At 29.4% G+C, this 19605-nt stretch carries 10 protein-coding genes and 1 other RNA gene; 9 read left to right on the forward strand and 2 right to left on the reverse strand.

All coding sequences use genetic code 11. The features are described from left to right. Positions 1-142 precede the first annotated feature (142 nt). The 4 genes from lepA (at position 143) to era (ending at position 5697) form a co-directional block, all read left to right on the forward strand. Entirely contained in the window at positions 143-1936 is a 1794-nt protein-coding gene (gene lepA / locus KTT71_RS00095) for a translation elongation factor 4 (protein WP_216782466.1), read from the forward strand. Positions 1937-2032: 96 nt separating this feature from the next. Next, complete coding sequence (gene lepB / locus KTT71_RS00100; protein WP_216782467.1) at positions 2033-2998, forward strand: signal peptidase I; 966 nt, start codon at positions 2033-2035, stop codon at positions 2996-2998. Positions 2999-4153: 1155 nt separating this feature from the next. Then, positions 4154-4834 carry a ribonuclease III gene (rnc, locus tag KTT71_RS00105; protein ID WP_216782468.1) on the forward strand — a complete coding sequence of 227 codons (681 nt, stop codon included), beginning with the start codon at positions 4154-4156 and terminating at the stop codon, positions 4832-4834. After that, positions 4831-5697, forward strand: coding sequence for a GTPase Era (era, locus tag KTT71_RS00110; protein WP_216782469.1), 867 nt, complete (start codon positions 4831-4833; stop codon positions 5695-5697). Before rnc ends, era begins: the two co-directional genes overlap by 4 nt. An 887-nt stretch (positions 5698-6584) precedes the next feature. Here the strand turns inward: era and dut are convergent. Next, the gene (gene dut / locus KTT71_RS00115; protein WP_216782470.1) at positions 6585-7055 is read right to left on the reverse strand and encodes a dUTP diphosphatase; all 471 of its coding nucleotides are present in this window, start codon (positions 7053-7055) and stop codon (positions 6585-6587) included. A 1247-nt stretch (positions 7056-8302) separates the two neighbouring features. Between dut and acpS the strand changes: the two genes are divergently transcribed. The 5 genes from acpS to KTT71_RS00140 all read left to right on the forward strand — a co-directional run bounded on the left by acpS (position 8303) and on the right by KTT71_RS00140 (position 16209). Then, positions 8303-8683 carry a holo-ACP synthase gene (gene acpS, locus KTT71_RS00120; protein WP_216782471.1) on the forward strand — a complete coding sequence of 127 codons (381 nt, stop codon included), beginning with the start codon at positions 8303-8305 and terminating at the stop codon, positions 8681-8683. A 513-nt stretch (positions 8684-9196) separates the two neighbouring features. Then, positions 9197-10063, forward strand: coding sequence for a 16S rRNA (cytidine(1402)-2'-O)-methyltransferase (gene rsmI, locus KTT71_RS00125; protein WP_216782472.1), 867 nt, complete (start codon positions 9197-9199; stop codon positions 10061-10063). Positions 10064-10087: 24 nt separating this feature from the next. After that, positions 10088-10469, forward strand: an RNA gene (gene rnpB / locus KTT71_RS00130) — RNase P RNA component class A. Positions 10470-13309: 2840 nt separating this feature from the next. Further along, complete coding sequence (ubiK, locus tag KTT71_RS00135; protein ID WP_216782473.1) at positions 13310-13591, forward strand: ubiquinone biosynthesis accessory factor UbiK; 282 nt, start codon at positions 13310-13312, stop codon at positions 13589-13591. 1565 nt (positions 13592-15156) lie between these two features. Continuing rightward, positions 15157-16209 carry a 3-deoxy-7-phosphoheptulonate synthase gene (locus KTT71_RS00140; protein ID WP_216782474.1) on the forward strand — a complete coding sequence of 351 codons (1053 nt, stop codon included), beginning with the start codon at positions 15157-15159 and terminating at the stop codon, positions 16207-16209. Between the two features lie 1194 nt (positions 16210-17403). Here the strand turns inward: KTT71_RS00140 and nth are convergent. Further along, positions 17404-18048: an endonuclease III gene (gene nth / locus KTT71_RS00145; RefSeq protein WP_216782476.1), complete on the reverse strand. Its 645-nt coding sequence runs from the start codon at positions 18046-18048 to the stop codon at positions 17404-17406. Positions 18049-19605: the final 1557 nt, after the last annotated feature.

Below are 19605 nucleotides of genomic sequence, written 5' to 3' on the forward strand. Positions count from 1 at the left end.
CAGGACATATCATTAATATTAAATTTTAAAATTTTTAAATCCATACATTTTTGAAATAGTATTAAAATTAAAAAATTGCTTGAAATATACTAGTGTGTTTTATGTTAAGTAATATAGAAATCATCAGGTAATATCATTAATAATGAATCATATAAGAAATTTTTCTATTATTGCACATATCGATCATGGTAAGTCAACACTATCTGACCGTATTATTCAGATTTGCGGTGGTCTTACGGACCGTGAAATGGAATCGCAAGTTCTAGATTCTATGGATTTAGAGCGTGAGCGGGGAATTACTATTAAAGCGCAGAGTGTAATGCTCAACTACAGAGCTCACAATGGTGAAACCTATCATCTTAACTTTATTGACACTCCGGGACATGTTGACTTTTCTTATGAAGTTTCTCGTTCATTAGCAGCTTGTGAAGGGGCATTGCTAGTAGTTGACTCCAGTCAAGGCGTGGAAGCTCAAACTGTGGCAAATTGTTATCTCGCAACTGAAATGAATTTAAAAGTTATCCCGGTTCTCAACAAGATTGATTTACCATCTTCTGATCCCAAGCGCTCGGCTCAGGAAATAGAAGATATAGTTGGTATAAATGCAATAGACGCCGTGCTTTGCTCAGCAAAAACAGGTGTTGGTATAACTGAAGTTCTTGAGCGTTTAGTTCGTGATATCCCTCATCCATATGGTGATCCCGAAGGACCGTTACAGGCACTGATCATAGACTCATGGTTTGATAACTATTTAGGAGTTGTCTCTCTTGTTCGAATTAAAAATGGTGAACTGCGCAAAGGTGAAAAAGTCAAAGTAATGAGCACTGGACAAGTCTATAATGCTGATAGACTTGGTATTTTTACTCCTAAACAGTTTTATCGTGATGCATTGAAGTGCGGTGAAGTTGGTTGGTTAGTTTGTGGTATTAAAGATATCCATGGCGCTCCAGTTGGGGATACCTTAACTTCTATTCTTAAACAAGCAGATAATCCTCTTACTGGTTTGAAAAAAGTTAAGCCTCAGGTTTATGCCGGTATGTTCCCAGTTAGTTCTGATGATCACGAATCCTTCCGTAATGCATTAGATAAGCTCAGCCTAAATGATTCCTCTCTATTCTATGAACCAGAAACATCAGCTGTACTAGGATTTGGATTCCGCTGTGGTTTTCTGGGATTATTGCATATGGAGATTATTCAGGAACGTTTAGAGCGTGAATATGATTTAAATCTAATCACTACAGCCCCCACTGTTATGTACCAAATTGAAATGAATAATGGTACTGTGATCTTTGTGGATAACCCATCTAAATTACCGGATATCAATAGTATAAAAGAATTGCGTGAACCAATTGCTGAATGTCATATTCTCTTGCCTCAAGAATATTTAGGCAACATAATGACGGTTTGTATAGAGAAGCGCGGTGTCCAAATCAATATTATTTACCATGAAAATCAAGTTTCGCTGACTTATGATATTCCGATGTCCGAGGTAGTTTTAGACTTATTTGATCGTGTAAAATCAAATTCTCGTGGTTATGCATCATTGGACTACAGCTTTAAGCGTTTTCAACAATCTGATATGGTGTGTGTAGAAGTCTTGATTAATAATCAACGTGTTGATGCCCTGGCTCTTTTAACTCATCGAGATAATGCATATTCTCGTGGTCGAGAGCTAGTTGAGCAGATACAAAAACTTATACCACGGCAGCAATTTAATATAGCTATTCAGGCTGCTATTTGTAATCAAATTATTGCACGTTCAACAGTAAAGCAGCTGCGTAAAAATGTTATTGCTAAATGCTATGGAGGTGATGTTAGCCGTAAGAAGAAATTATTGCAGAAACAAAAAGATGGTAAAAAACGTATGAAGTATGTAGGTAATGTAGAGCTCCCAAAGCAAGTATTTTTGGCTATTCTGCATATTGGAAAAAGTTAAATTGCATCCATGCAACTAATCTTTAGTTAGGATATTTATATTATTTGGGTTTTGTTGTTTTCTAGTATGACAAGTAGATATTAAAGGAATGATTACATGGCTAACATGTTTGCTTTGATTTTAGTGATTGCAACATTGGTCACGGGTATTCTATGGTGTATCAATCTCTTTAAAATTAATTTTTCACGTAGACTAAAGAGCGGTGGTCTACTCATACAAACATCTAAAGTTTTGGAAAAACAGAGTCTAAAATCATCGATATTTAGTTGGTATGAATCATTGATTACAATATTTCCTGTATTGGCTCTGGTCCTGATAATTCGTTCATTTATTTATGAACCATTTCAGATTCCATCTGGCTCTGTAATGCCAACTTTATTTATCGGTGATTTTATTTTAGTGGAGAAATTTGCTTATGGTCTTAAAGAACCCCTGACACAACAAACTCTTATTCCAACCGGTCATCCGAAACATGGGGACCTAGTAGTATTTAAATATCCTCTTGATCCTAGTCTAGATTATATTAAGCGCGTCATTGGATTACCTGGTGATAAAGTGACGTATAATCCTTATAGTAAAGAATTAACTGTTTCTTCTGCTATTAAAAGTAGTGAAAGCTGCAATCAAATATTGCCTATTAATTATACTAAAAATGAACCTAGCGAATGGATTCAGGCTTTTGAGCATAATAACGGAATAAATAGAAGTGTTTTATTACATAGATCCGTAGACCGAAAAGTAAAAGATGGGTACCGCATGAATGAGCGTCAAGAAATTCTAGGCACTGTTGTTCACCGTATCCTCACTATGCCGGATGTTCAAGATGTTACCCGAAACTATTATCGTCAGCCAGGTCAGCCATATGGAGTATGGATCGTGCCTAAAGGATGTTATTTCATGATGGGCGATAACCGTGATAACAGTTCTGATAGTCGTTACTGGGGGTTTGTACCAGAGCGTAATTTAGTGGGCAGAGCCACTGCAATTTGGATGAGTTTTGAAAAGCAAGAAGGTCAATGGCCTACAAAATTACGCCTGAACCGCATTGGTTCAATTGAGTAATTGTGCATTTCTGTTTATAGGAATTCCTGCCTTTGTCAACAAAAGATACATTAATGTAAAACTATTTACACTCATGGATACCTTATAAATATTGCAATGTAACATTATTTTTCTATCATTATACTAGGATAATCTAAGTAATATATGAGGATATATTATATTAAAATATATGCTATTAATTTCAGAGTAAATAAAATATTATTATCTACTACTACTGATAAGAAACCCCTGATTTATGGAAATTAAATTATGGCATGATGCTTTATCTATCTAATTATTTATCATTAATATCTTGTTTAGTAGTGGTTTTTAAAATTTTTAATTTCATGATAAAGATGATATCAGAACATAACTACTTAGTTAAGGCACTAAATTACTTTAAATTATTTTATGCAAACATCCGTTACGATTGAAGAGCATGAGTGTTGACTACTATAGATCATAATCTTGATATTAATAAAGCAAAAAGGATAAATTAATGATTGTTTTTTTGATGTTTCTGTAATGCTACTAATATGATCTTATATTTTAAATACCAATACTTAATCATGTAGTTCTATGATAAAGTTCTCTAAACGAATCAAGAAGTAGCAGCCATTATATTCTTAAAATACCCAACATTGGTCTGATAGATAAAAATTAATACATAAAATAACTCGGATAATAAAGTATATTGTAATGATATAACAAATAATTTTTATGAAACAAAGAGTCTACGGTATATATAATACATATTATAAGAGATGAATGTTATCGATCTATCTCTTTCGACGTAAGTTCCCTATATTAACTATCTGTTTGATATATAAGAGAAAGTTATTAACTTATAGTTATATAAGAAAATTGTTAAATAAAAATAACATTATCTAGAGAAAACGTCTGCCCATAATTTATATCCACAGCATTTATCACGGGGATATAATGATTGCTAGTCAGGCTATGCGTGCATCACATTGATGCAGTTACTTATTATGAATACTTCAATCTTTCCTACAATTAATTGTATATTGTTTTTCTAGAACAAGGTTATGTATATAAGTATTGTATTATCACAGAACTATATTTTTGAGTTGTTATAGAATAGATTATATCTAAGATAAGCCATAATATTTCGCATTCTTTGGGTTCTATTTATTATAGATCTATTGGTATCTCATGAATCTTATTATAACTCGCCAGCTGCAAAAAAAAATGGGTTATACTTTTCAAAAATACTCATTGTTATTACAAGCATTAACTCATCGTAGTGCTAGTAGCAAACAGAATGAACGTCTTGAGTTCTTAGGAGACTCTATTTTGAGTTTTGTGATTGCTAACGCACTATACAATCGTTTTCCATGTGTTGATGAAGGCGATATGAGCCGCATGCGCGCCGCGTTGGTTCGCAGAGATACTCTAGCGGAAATAGCACGTGAATTTAACCTGGGAGAATGTCTACTCCTTGGGCCAGGTGAGCTAAAAAATGGTGGATTCCGGCGTGATTCTATTTTAGCAGATACTATAGAAGCTCTTATTGGCGGTATTTTTTTGGATAGCGATATCAATACTATTGAACGATTAATTTTAGAATGGTATTATTTGCGCATATATAATATCAGACCTGGTGAAAAACAAAAAGATTCTAAAACGCGTTTGCAAGAATTATTGCAAGGACGTAATCTACCTTTGCCATTTTATTGGGTGGTTGATGCTCGTGGTGAAGCGCATGATCAACAATTTACTATTCATTGCCAAGTGAGCGGTCTTAGTAAACCCGCAGTTGGCACAGGAGCAAGTCGTCGAAAAGCTGAGCAAACTGCTGCTGAACACGCCCTAAAAGAATTGGTTGTTAAATGAAAAAAAAAAGTTTTTGTGGGTTAATTCCGATAGTTGGTCATGCTAATGTTGGAAAATCAACGCTGTTAAATCAATTATTAGGTCACAAGATCTCTATTACTTCACGTAAACCACAAACAACCCGTCAGAACATTATGGGTATTCGAACAGAAGGATTATACCAAGCTATATATGTTGATACCCCAGGACTGCACACAGATAAAAACTATCCCATCGATAGTTTAATACATCTTTATTCAGGTATTGACATACAAAACGTATCATTAATTATTTTTACTCTTGCAGGTACTAACTGGACAAAAGAAGATAAGATTATATTAAATAAGCTACGTGATGTCAAAATGCCAGTAATTTTAGCTATCAACAAAATAGATAATATAAAGAATAAAGAAGTTCTTCTTCCTCATATTCAGCTCCTTAGTAAGCAGATGAATTTTATAGAAGTTGTACCAATATCCGCTAAAATAGGCACAAACGTTGATATTATTTCCAATATAGTTTCTCAAAAAATTCCAGAGTCAATGCATTTCTTTTCGGAAGAGCATATTACAGATCATTCAAATATCTTTATAGCTTCTGAGATTATTCGTGAAAAATTAATGCGTTTTTTAGGAGAAGAATTACCTTATTCTTTTAAAGTCAAGATTGAACTATTTAGTTATAACGCTCGTGGCATACATGATATTCACGCACTTATCTTAGTAGAACGCGCAGGACAGAAGAAAATTATTATTGGTAATCAAGGTTCTAAGATTAAAAAGATTGGAAGTGAAGCCCGCAAAGATATGGAAATTATGCTTAAGACCAAAGTTTATCTGAAACTCTGGGTAAAAGTTCGATATCGTGAGACTGATAACTTATAGTTGATGTGAACTTATCCTTACTCTTAAGGAATTGTATAAAATATATTGATGTTAATTATGGAAATACCGTTTTCTTTTTTAATAAGTGCTTATGATGCTCTAGTATTAACATAAATTACTTTTATCTAAGAGATATCAAATAATCCTTTTTTAGGATAGTTCTGATCTGTAATCTATTTGACAGAATTATTCTATTTATAATGTTGTTTTGCATTGATAATTCATTGTTCTATATAATATTTCCATCTATTACTTATAGCGGCTACTTTTTAGTAAAAAAATATTTTATTCATTCTAAATAGTACTTATTAAATAATATTAGTGCATTGCTTTTCTTTGAAAACTTTGTTTCTAACAGGCAACAGTTTATTTAAAAGATGTCTATATTTTATAGTTATGAGTAGTCATTAAGATAATCTGAATACAGATCTTATTATAAATGGTTATGCAAGAGTATTATTCTCTAGTGCAAGTAGTTTTAAAGACTTCTACTCTTTATCGCGCTTTCTATGAAATAACAAATCGATTATCATCAGTTGCTATGTCTAAATATTTGGCAGGAAATATCTGCAGGGTCCAGACTGATGGTAATATAATAATATTTTGTTATAATCGGTCAACGTGATATGGATAACATTTCTAATGTTTGGCAAATTAAGGTTACTAGGGAAATTTTAAAATTCATCTAGATTATGTGTTATTAATGTTAGTTTAGTCATTCTATACTCTTGTGATCTTGATAAGGGTTACATATAATAGTAATTATTTTGCTCGTCATATGGACTTTTCATATTTTATTATACTATTGCGTCTTGTATGTTCTAATAAAATAGATAATTTTTCTACTAATTATTTATAAACCACGTCCATTTAAACTCTGTTAAAAATTATGAATAAGTATGCATTCGTCCCGAATGACCAAAACCACCAGAACCTCTATCACTTTTTTCGAAATCTTGCACTAGATTAAATTCTGCTGTTATAACAGGAATCAAAATCATCTGAGCAATGCGTTCTCCTGGTTCAATGATGAATATACTTTTCCCTCGGTTCCAGATGGAGACCATTAATTGCCCCTGATAATCAGAGTCTACTAAACCAACTAAATTACCTAATACTATTCCGTGATTATGGCCCAAACCAGAACGGGGTAGGATTATTGCAGCTAGACCAGGGTCTTTGATGTGTAGCGCTAAACCTAAGGGTATTAAAGTCGTTGAATTAGAAGATAAAGTAATTTTTTTATCTAAACAAGCATATAAATCTAGACCTGCTGATCCACTAGTTGCATACGTTGGGAGTGAAAAATTATTCCCTATACGCGAATCTAAAATTTTAAGATCTATTTTCTTAATCATAATAAGTTACATTACTCTTTAATTTATTATCGTCTTAACTATAACTTCTGATTTGTTAGGAAGTATTATAGAATATTGCTCAAGTAAATATAAGATGTTGATCTTGTTTGTATTATCTTACCTATAGTTATTAATTATTATCAACAATACTAATATTTTATATGTGTGTTTTGTTTTTCTTATCTTCTATACTGTATACATATTTAAATATTTTGATTAAATGATAATCAATAAATTATATCCTACATGAGGTATAAAGATACATTTATTTTATACACTGCATACAAGATATTCATGGCTTTCTAGAGATTTAGAAAAATAATTATGCTAGAGTGTGTATGTAAAATACAATATTATAATAAATCTTAAGAATAAAAACATCATGTAATATACTATATATTTTAATAAAAATTAATTTTACATTATTAAATAATTGTATTAAAATATGATATTAATATAATTTATCTTATGAATGTTACATTGTATGTATCATTTTTTATAAAGAAAATATTAAATTTATTTTAAATATAAATTATTATCATTTATTTATTAATATATGTTAATATTAATTATTATATATACCAAGTTCATTTTCTGATTCTTCCTGTAATATTTCTATCATAGAATAGGTTTGTAAATGAAATACTCTACTATTTCTTACTTAAGAATAATCACTATATTATTATATTGATAATTTTGATCTGATCTTAATAGATAAAGAATTTATTGATAATTCTTTGAAAATAACTGGCACTTCTTAGATTATTTAAATAATTAATACATTAACTCATTGATGTAATCAATATAAGTTATTATGACTAATATTGTATGATATCACAAATATGTATTTTTTAAACTAAACAGTTTTGAAATTGCTGGATGACTAATATTGGCTAGTAAGTAGTGTACTAAAGATATAATTTATCAAAATTATTTCAATGGATATCTATCTGATATAAATATCAGTGAGTCTTGGATAGGTGATTATTTCGGAATTAGTATGACTGTTTACAATGAGTCTAAAACAATCTAAAATTTAGATATGATACCTTGAAAGCATTTATGCTTTTTTGAATCGAAAAATATAAAATTGAGTAACAATCTTTTTATCACATATCCATAATATCAAGCAAATTATCGAGTCTTATGTAAGGATTTACAGCTATTTAGGAAGTATCAGAATTTTATATTCAAGATCCTTCTGCAAATATTAGTTAAAGAAACGTGACATCGGAAGTGCATCGATCATGACTATTTTGGGTCTAGGTATTGATATAGTTGAAATATCTCGTATTAAAGACATGGTATTACGCAGAGGTGATCAAATAGCTAGGCGCTTGTTAGCACCTGCTGAATTAGAGCGCTATTTCGCAAATCATGATAAAGTCCGTTATCTCGCCAAACGATTTGCGGCAAAAGAAGCATTAGTAAAAGCGTTTGGTACAGGAATTCGTAATGGTTTATATTTTTCTCAGTTTGAATTATATAGTGATAAGCTCGGCAAGCCAGTTCTATATTTACACGATCGTGCAGCTGTGTTTGCACAGAAAGCAGGAATTATTTCTATCCATGTCTCTTTAGCAGATGAGCGCCGTTATGCATGTGCAACAGTAATTACTGAAGGATGAAAATATCTCCTCAAAAACTCATTAATACATAAAAGATAGTAAATTACATTAAAATTTATTAAATAAAAAAATCTATCTGATAGTCTTTGCTTACTGAAGAACTGCAGAATACCCTATCTACAGATAGGGTATTGGTAATAAAAACAAGTAACTTATAGCAGTAAATAATATTTTATAACAACGTTCAACTAATTATCAAATACTTTAATACTTGATCAATTCTATCTCTTTTTTAATTTTTTATTTGCTCTTAAGAACATTTGTTTAGTTCGATTACTAAAATTATAGTAAATAACATCTCAAACTCTCTGAATTCTCGTATAATTATTACTAATATTAATCTTATTTTTCTTCAAAAATGTTAGGAATATTTCCTTAAAATACTATGAACTATAATTACAAGAATTATATGGTATTACTAAATAATATACTCGTGTACTTAGCAGTAAACAAGAATCATATACGTATTTCTCCTTAGTATAAGGGATCAAGATTACTATCTTGATAAATTTAATGAATCAGTATAATAACTATGTAATATCTACTGCAATCCTCTATGTAGTTCCAACACCGATTGGAAATTATGGAGATATTACTCAACGAGCTTTGGATACTTTAAAAACTGTTCATCTAATAGCATCTGAAGATACTAGGCGCACAGGTATATTGTTAAAGCACTTTGCTATTGAGGCCAGCCTTTTCTCTCTGCATGATCATAACGAAAAACAGAAAATAGATCAATTAATTAAAAAATTGCAACATGGTCATAGTATTGCACTAGTTTCTGATGCTGGTACGCCTCTAATTAATGATCCCGGGTATAACTTAGTGCGTCGCTGTTGTGTATTAGGCATCCGAGTTATTCCTTTGCCCGGTGCTTGTGCGGCTATTACTGCTCTCTCTGCTTCAGGTATTGCCTCAGATCGTTTTTGTTATGAAGGTTTTTTACCATCAAAAACTAAATCACGTAAAAATAAGTTGCTCTCCTTGCTTGAAGAATCACGGACAATCATTTTTTATGAATCGACCCATCGTCTGATTGATTCTTTACGGGATATAGTTGAGGTTATGGGGTATGAACGTTATGTAGTTTTAGCGCGTGAAATGACTAAAATATGGGAAAATATTCATGGTGCACCTGTAGGCGTATTGCTTGATTGGGTTTTGGAAGATCATATGCGATGTCGTGGTGAAATTGTGTTGATTATTGAGGGCCATAAAACTACTAATAGTACCATACTAGTTGAAGCATTCCGCACCTTTACTTTACTCAAAAAAGAACTTCCTGTTTCGAAGGCAGTAGTTTTAGCTTCTAAAATTTCTGGTGTTCAAAAGAACATTATATATAAACATGCTCTTAAAAATATAGGTGACAAGTAAATTATAAGAGATTATTATATATGCGGAGTTGACTAGATAGTCGCCGCTTTTATAGTTTTTATTCTAAAGAATAGACTATACAAAAGGGGAGGAAAGTCCGGGCTCCACAGGGCAAGGTGCCAGGTAACTCCTGGGGAGCATAAGCTTACGACAAGTGCAACAGAGAATAAACCGCCAATGGCTCGTATAAGCGAGATCAGGTAAGGGTGAAATGGTGCGGTAAGAGCGCACCGCGCGGTTGGCAACAGTCCGTGGCAGGTAAACTCCACCTGGAGCAAGGCCAAATAAGGGTTCCAATAGTACTGCCCGTACTGAACCCGGGTAGGCTGCTTGAGCCAGTGAGCGATTATTGGCCTAGAGGAATGACTATCCACGACAGAACCCGGCTTACAGGTCAACTCCCTCACTAATTTTAAATGATATAATATTGTTCTATAATTTTATGTTTAATGTATATTTCTCTTTTAATATTTATTATGTTCTTTAATCAATCTAATATTTTTAATGAGTATAAGAATGTTATCTTATTAAGATACTGTATTGCTATATTTGCTGGTAGTAAGTCATTTTGTTCATTATGGTTCTGAACCAACCCTTTCTATGAAATCAGTACCAGAATAACATAACCAAGATAGAGCATATCCAGTTTATATGAGTTATTGTATTGAGTAAGTAAAATATGTCATCGGGTAATATCCATAATAATTTTTATTATGGTCTTATTTTTTTATACTCTAGTGTAGAGAATAATTAACATTATTAGTTTGCTTGATATCAAATAATACATTATTTCATGCAATGTTTGATTAGCTCTTTATTATTGCACAAGCATACTCTACTTTTTAAAAATATAGTTATATAGCATGTAACCATCTTCAAAAGGTTAATTGCCAACATTCAATTATTAGCCTATTTAATGTTTCCTTAGTACCTAATAATATTTATTATTATTTTACATTTATAGATTTATGAGATACTGCTATTTGGATCATCACCTTTACTACTAACATATTAAAGATAAGTATAAGCTCTATAAGAGTACAAAGACCATATAGATAGTGTTCTAGTATCGATAGAAATATCTGATTCACATAAAACGGAAACATATAGAACCTGTAAATATTATTTAGAGGTTCTATATGTTTATTGAACCAATCTGGTATGGGTTTTAACAAACAAAATGTTTATTCTTTTGATAAATAAATAAATTCAGCATTTGATACAAATGTTACTGATTAAGTACGTTATCATACTTAAAAATAAAAATTACTTGTTAATAACGCTTGATATTGCGCCTTACCTACTGCATGATTGCTATCTCTATACAAACATAATATAAAACCTTGGAACCACATAAAAGATTCAGTATCTAATATAGGGTCATGCAGGTACAACTACATTATTTAGATTATTAAATGATTCATTAGGTTAATCTTCAATATTATTCATTGCTTTATTCTATTTATTTATAAGATTGAGATTAATTAATAGTTTATAATTATAGAATTAAGTAATTTCATATTAAAGATGTCTTATCTTCTATGACTTGGCTTAACTATAGCACTTAATGCAGTACACCTTGATGCTGAATTTGGTTATAATCTTTTCGGTAAAAGATAATCTTTTGGTATATTTTTTATCAGTCTTGATTTATCTATCGTGCTAAATATCATAGTAATTATTTTAGCTTTATTAAATGCTATTCATAATACTCTTAGGATATAGAGTAAATAAGTAACTGCGAGGCGTCTTATATAAAAGACCTTATTATTTATTTAAGTATAAGTTTTTAAAATCAATTAAATAGTTTACATAAATTATGTAATAAAATAATTTATTTTTATCTACTTTGATTTATAATCTTTATATAAAAGAATCTATATTTTGTAAATGTACAATAGTTATTTATAATTAGTAGAGCCAAATATATTAAAAGCAGAGTTAATCATATTAAATTCTAAAGAGTTGTAAAAAGATTGAGATTTCAACTAGAAAATCGCTAATACACGAAATATAAAATTATATTTTATAATAACATTACATTTTAATAGAATATAATTCCTCTTGTTTTATCAAAAAATAAAAAGCTATTTTATTATTACATTATAGTTCGTAATTTGTTAAAGATTGTATATTCAAGAAAAGAATGCATTGATTGTGTTATATATATTTATGTACAAAGGTATATATAAAATGATTTCTTAAATATATTTTTTTCATAGATATTATTAATTAGTTAATCTGGGTGTCGTATAGCAACAATATGATACTAAAAATTTGATGGTATCAACGGAACGATTGTATTTATTAGCAAATAAAATTACCTGAGGTGTACGTTTTATTATAGCAAGATTATTATTGGATAATTTAAATAGTATTACAGTACAATTGAGGATAGATATGGTCTTTTTTAGTAGATTACTGCTAGTAAGTAACTGACATAAATTAATCATTATGAAATGCATCATTCATGTATAGATAATAATAACTAGAAAAATAAATTAATTTTCTTATGGATTTATGATAAAAACTGTAGCAATATCTATCTGAAGGTAGCACTATAATGACAGGAGATAATAATATTATCTATTGTATTAATCTAAACATTATTTTAGATCTATATAAGATCTTCTATCTTAGAAAGATTCTATTAACTATTTAGTGCTAGGAAGAATACGAGAAGATCTAAAGATAGAAATATTATGATCATTCGGTGATCCATTTTGTTTATTTACTATACTTTTACGAAATAGCTTTGAGATATATGATCGTTATCACTATTTTAGTAAAATAATATTTATAACATACTGTACGATAATAATACTAAAAAATAAAGTAGATCCAGTAATAAAATATTTTTAGATAAACTATGATTCTGAGAGCCTATTTAAAGCGCGCTAAAATAATTTATCTTCTATCTTGTTTTAATGTTTAACTAATTAATATAAATTAATATCTTACATGAAGTTTTTCGGCAAGCTTTTTCCAGAACAATATAATAACCTATTCTACTTTTGTCGTGATTGACGTTCTGTTTTAATAAAATTCTAGATTTAATTTATAGAGCGTCTCTTTTGTGATGGATAATATGGATGAATATTATTCTCTAGCTTTATAGATCGTATAGTATTACCTTTGTATGTGTTAATATATAATATATTCAATTAATATTGAACGCTATTTTGTTATGTTATTTAAATAAAGTATGTAAAATATAATAAATTATTACTAATTAAGAGATAAGATATGATTAATTCAAAAAAAATTGAACAGATTGCCCGTCAGGTTCATGATGCTATACCTAAAGGATTGCGTAATATTGGGGATAATTTAGAAAATAAGATTCTTCGCATTCTGCAAGCACAGTTTCATCGTATGAATCTAGTAAATCGTGAAGAATTTGATCTTCAGACTAAAATTCTGCTTAGAAATAGAGAAAAATTAGCATCTATAGAAAAGCGTCTTGCTATTCTGGAAGATCATTTAACCAAAGTTAAAACTACATCTAATAATAAACAAGCAGAATAAAGCATTCCTTATAAATCATGCAAGTGTAGAAAAATTATATTGATTACCGCCGATAGGTTACCGAAAAATAATTTTTGCTATTCACTTTAAATATTTTAACCTTATTAAGGATCTCCTAAAAAGGATATCAAAATAATAATTAGAAATAATATAACACTCTAAAGTCTGTCAATATTTTATCTATATTACAATAATATAGATGAAGCATCTTATACCAAAATATTATGCCAAATGTGTTTTTGATCTTTAATATTTTATTTTGCAAATTTTTGTATTTTATAGACATTAAATAATTATTTAATGTGGTTAATATTGTAGTGAATTCACTATATTATAATATATAATAGTGTTACTTTATTGATATGATGACATATCTTAAGATGATGCATAAATTTTTATATAATATTTTAAAAAATAGAGCAAGTTCTTGGGACATAAAATAATCTTGCCAGAAGATTATTTAAATAAATCTACTATATATATCCATGTAAACCAGGATCGTTAATATGCAGGTATATTGAATATCTACAACAATTGCAATAATTGTGTATTTAGTATTCAAATACAATTATCGATTTTATTAGTATTGACAATATCATCAATATGATAAACAGCTGTCGCAGCTTGGCTTCACAGTTAGATATGTTCTCAAATTTTTCAAAAAATTTATCGAAATTTATTGTTTTTAAAATTCTTATACTTTATTTAGTGAACTTTAAAATATTTTCAAAATAAATTATTTTTGTCTCGGCTAGTCATCTTGCTAATCTAATAAATATAGAAAACGTTAAAGCTTTAGTTATCTATAGAAATATTTTTTTGATAAAGCTACTGATTAATTAAGTGCTATGTAATATAATTGATTTTCTTGAAATATTTGCTCATATATTGACCGAGATCATATGAGATATATTTTCAATCTCTTACCTTGTATCAAAGGTATTGTTCTATTTTATTAATATCTGCACTCTATCGCAGTTAGATCCATTGATTTGATAAAGATTTGTTTAAATTCTAGTTGAGATGAATTTATGTGATATATTAGATATAATCTATCTATAGTTAATGCAATTTTAGATATGCTCCATCTTCAATCAAAAAGTCATAAGGAATAAAACGTCAAGGTTATTTTGTAAAATTACAGAAAAATATTTCTCAATATATTCTCATAAAGTATATGCTCTTATTATTTTAAGGGAGTATCTATATAAAATAAAGCAAAGAAATACTAGGAAATATTTGATATATTAAATAATATATACGCAAGTTCTGATTTGCACGAATATATACTATAACGTTTAATAATTATAGTACAACTACTTATGATTTCTTTTAAAAGATTAAAGATGACTTAGGTATAAGACATAACAATTAGGAGAAGAAATGATATGATCATATTTATATAGTACAAAAATTGCTATTCAAATACTGCATCAGCAAAAATGTTACGTCATACCCTCTATAATAAATCACTATGAATTCGCATATTTACCTTTTATTGTGATTGTTATAATTTTGGTTATCCTCCCTTATAATGTGATAAAAAAAAAGATTTAGAGATAGTTATGCATACAAATAATGAAATACGAAACACGCGTATCGAAAGACTTGTGACTCCTCAAGAACTAGAACAAGAACTTCCTGTGATATCACAAGTTAAAAAAAATGTGAGTGAATCACGCAAAAGAATTGAACAAATACTCTGTGGTTACGATAAGCACCTTCTGGTTATTGTTGGTCCTTGTTCAATACATGATGTCAATGCTGCCGTTGACTATGCCGAGCGTTTAGCAGTAATGCGTGACAAATATCACGATAGTCTAGAAATTGTAATGCGCACATATTTCGAAAAGCCACGTACGGTAATTGGCTGGAAAGGACTAATGTCCGATCCTGATCTAAATGAATCGTACCGGGTTAATCACGGTATTCGTTTAGCTCGTGAACTGCTATTGAAAGTAAATGAATTAGGTGTACCAGCTGCAACCGAGTTTTTGGATATGGTAACTGGTTTATATATATCCGACTTAGTCAGTTGGGGTGCTATAGGAGCGCGTACTACTGAAAGTCAGATCCATCGTGAAATGGCATCTTCTCTAGCCTGCCCTGTGGGCTTCAAGAATGGTACTGATGGCAATACAAGAATTGCAATTGATGCAATTCGTGCAGCAAGATCTAGCCATATCTTTTTATCTCCGGATCAAGATGGTCGTATGACAATCTATCAAACTAAAGGAAATCCTTACGGTCATATTATTATGCGTGGTGGCAAAATCCCAAACTATCATGCCCATGATATCGCAAGTGCCTGCGATAGCTTGCGTGAATTTGATTTGCCTGAACACATGGTAATTGACTTTAGTCATGGTAATTGCCAAAAAATGCACCGTCGTCAACTTGAAGTGGCCGCTAATATCGGGCAACAAATTTGTGATGGTTCTGAAGCTATTGTAGGGATCATGGCAGAAAGCTTTTTAGTCGAAGGAGCACAAAAAAATATCTTAGGTAGTCCTATGACTTATGGCCAGTCAATTACAGATCCTTGTCTGAGCTGGAAAGATACTGAAACTTTACTAGAGTTACTAGCTGAAGCAGTCAGTTCAAGATTATCTTTCTGATAATATTTTTATTTCACATAAAATATTATAGTTATAATATTATAAGATATATTATTATGCTTTTCTTTCTTCTAATATAATTAAGATTATTACCATATCATTAATTACTGTATTTTATAATAAAGAGAATGTTGTGAGCAAGCATGTATTATGTTGCATAGGTGATAGAGATGATAAATATAAATATATAAAAATTGATAACAGCAATATAAGTATGTTTGCTGAATATTAATAAATTATTATAATCATTAATAGTCCACTCCTTATAGGTATCTATGCTGCCAGGAGATAGTTTTATTCGTTTTATTTTTTCGTTTTGTTGTATCTGAATAAATATTGCATAATTTTTATTTAAATCAAAATTAAGATAATTATCAAATTATATTTTATTATAGAATTATAATATATTTATGTATTGCATTTTGACAATATGATTAATTACCATTCTTAGAATAAGATGCATGACCTAAAACTTAGAAAGGTTACTTACTAAACATACTGATAATTCACATTATCATTCTTTTGGTGATGTATGTAGATTACAAATAAATCGGATGATAATCATGCCTATAAAGTTAATCGCGCTGATATCAGACTTTATTTTGATGCTAATACTAAATCAGAATATTTATATATCTGGATAAGTATAATGCTCTCCTACAGTCTTTTCTGTAACTAATTTATATTAATAGCTTCAGTTTGCATGTACTGTCAGTAATTACTCAGTAATACACATAATTTTTAACGTAACATAGCAAGCAGAGAAATTATCTATATATTGATCAAATAGAAAAATACTAAAAGTTTTGGGTCTGTATACTTATTATATTTTATAATCATAACGGTTATAAAGGCAGATATTCTTGAAATGATAAATGTTTTAATTATTCTAATTTTACTAAATTAAGTTATGTGCTACTCATTAGTTCTCATAAGAGATACTAGTTCATCTTAAGAAGTACCAAAAGTTTTCTTTAAAAGAGAGATCAGACACAACATGTGTTCATTAAAAGTCTTCATAGGTAATGTAATATTTTGTCACATAAAGAGATATTTTATAATTATATTTTTAGATATTAGTCGTTATTGACAGCACTGTTGTGGTATGTTATTAGGCATACCTAATAATTTTCTATGTAATCTTAATCTGAAATCCAGAGAGAATCTACTTAATCATGAATGAGTGATGTCAATTCATATTATGATATAGAAAAACTTTTTTTTAAATTCACATAAATCTTCTATAACACAAGCATTGCAGTGTGGCTTGCGTGCAACACAAGTGTATCGTCCGTGCATGACTAGCAAGTTATGGCAGTTATCTTGAAACTTCTTTGGTACTAACTTGAGTAATTTATTTTCCACTGCAAAAACATTTTCAGCAGGCGCAAATCCTGTACGATTGCATATGCGAAAAACGTGTGTATCTACGGCAATGGTAGGCCAATGAAAGGCAGTGTTTAGAACTACGTTTGCTGTTTTCCTGCCTACACCAGGTAGCGATTCTAGTGCTGCTCTATTTTCCGGAATTATTCCATTATATTTGTCAAGAAGTATACGACACGTTTTTATAATATTTTTTGCTTTGCGATTATATAGCCCTAGGATTTTAATATACTCTTTTATACCTTCGATTCCAAGTGCGAGAAAATCACTTGGCGTATTTGCAACCTGATAAAGACGTGCCGTGGCTTTATTAACTTTGTTATCAGTGGTCTGAGCTGATAATAATACGGAAATAAGTAATTCGAAATGACTAGCATATATTAGCGTTGTTGCGGGATGAGGATTGTTGCGGTGTAACCTCTCCAGAATGTACTTGCGTTTTTGCTGATTCATAATCTCCTATTTGTTGTTTATCTGGAGTAGTATTCCTGATAAAATATTTTTAAAATAATATTGCATGCATTCTGTATTGATAATTATTCATATTTTAAATTCAATAAAATCAATTTTTATAAAGTAGAAATAATATCTACTCTATTATTAAAAATATAGCTTGCATAAGCTAATCTGTTCGTATTGAGATGTCAACTTTAAAGTGATGCAAGTAAATGGATTAAAGAGAATAAATGTATTAATCATAAATGAATCTATCCCATCCTTTATTAAAATTATTTCATTTGCTCAAAATTATAAATCTTTATAAAATTAAGATTTATATTAATATTATAAAGATTAAAAATTAAAATACCCTCATAGAATATGCAATAAGATAATTGATTCTTGTTACTCTAGTATATCTTCTAGTAAAAAATCGCATCCTTAGAGAAAGAGAGCAATCATATCATCTGTTGGATTGATAAAATATATATTTATAATACAGTTATTATGCATCTAGAAGGGGTTAATACAGAGACTGTATGCAATATGTCTCTCATATTTATTGAGAAATAATAATGATATTTGTAAAATATAGCGGCTGATAGATCAATCTGAAGTATTTGTTTATCGGTAAGGTATAAGATAAATATATCAAAATAATTTAGATATCACAAATGAAATAGATTTAAAGTTTTATGAGATTAAATATTTTAAGATTATTATATAATATATAGAATCTTCCATGAAGAGTATAGTTAGCCAATAGATTAATCACGAAAAAATTTTGCAAGATATGATTTTTCTATTTTTGTTTAGTGCTTTACTTATATCTCTATATGCAATTATCTATATTGATACTTCTAAAACAAAAACCTTACATAACTGTATAGTACTATGGTTGTAAAATTATTGATATATACAGAAATGTACTAAAATGATTTTTGATAATAAAGGAAGAGGTAAATGTATAGATTCATAGAGTAGCTCTAAAGCATAAAAAACTAATTAGATAAAAATTAATCAGGTTAAGCTAAATATTAATGAAAAATCATGTCATGAGTATTTTATAAGATATTGAAAAATAAATCATATTATTCTTTAGTTATTTGCATAAATGATATTTTAGATTAAACATTTCCAAATGTACCCAAAATTTATAATAATATATATATTTTGTTAATCAATAAAGTGGATTTACAGATGGGGTCTTTAGTTGAATAAAATTGTTTTAGGGTTATTACAATATGAATCTTCATAATTAACATACTGCAATTGTGTTATTAGTTTAATAGTTCTACTATGTACCTCTATGAATTATGTGATAAATATTTAAGCTCTTGACGATCTACTCAGTCGTGTAACATTGTATACGTATTTGCATAGTGAAGACAATCAATGTTATTACGCTTCTTCTAAAGGGTTTAAGGTTATCTTAGACCAAATATTAAATAATCTATTATAAGACTCATAATATTATTGTTGAATATTAATAATATGTAGTCTAACTATATATTCTGTCTGCTATAAATAGGCTATAATATTAAGCAATAGACAAAAAACTAGGTAATAGCT

The organism is Candidatus Profftia tarda, from assembly GCF_904848675.1.
GTDB lineage: Bacteria > Pseudomonadota > Gammaproteobacteria > Enterobacterales > Enterobacteriaceae > Profftia > Profftia tarda.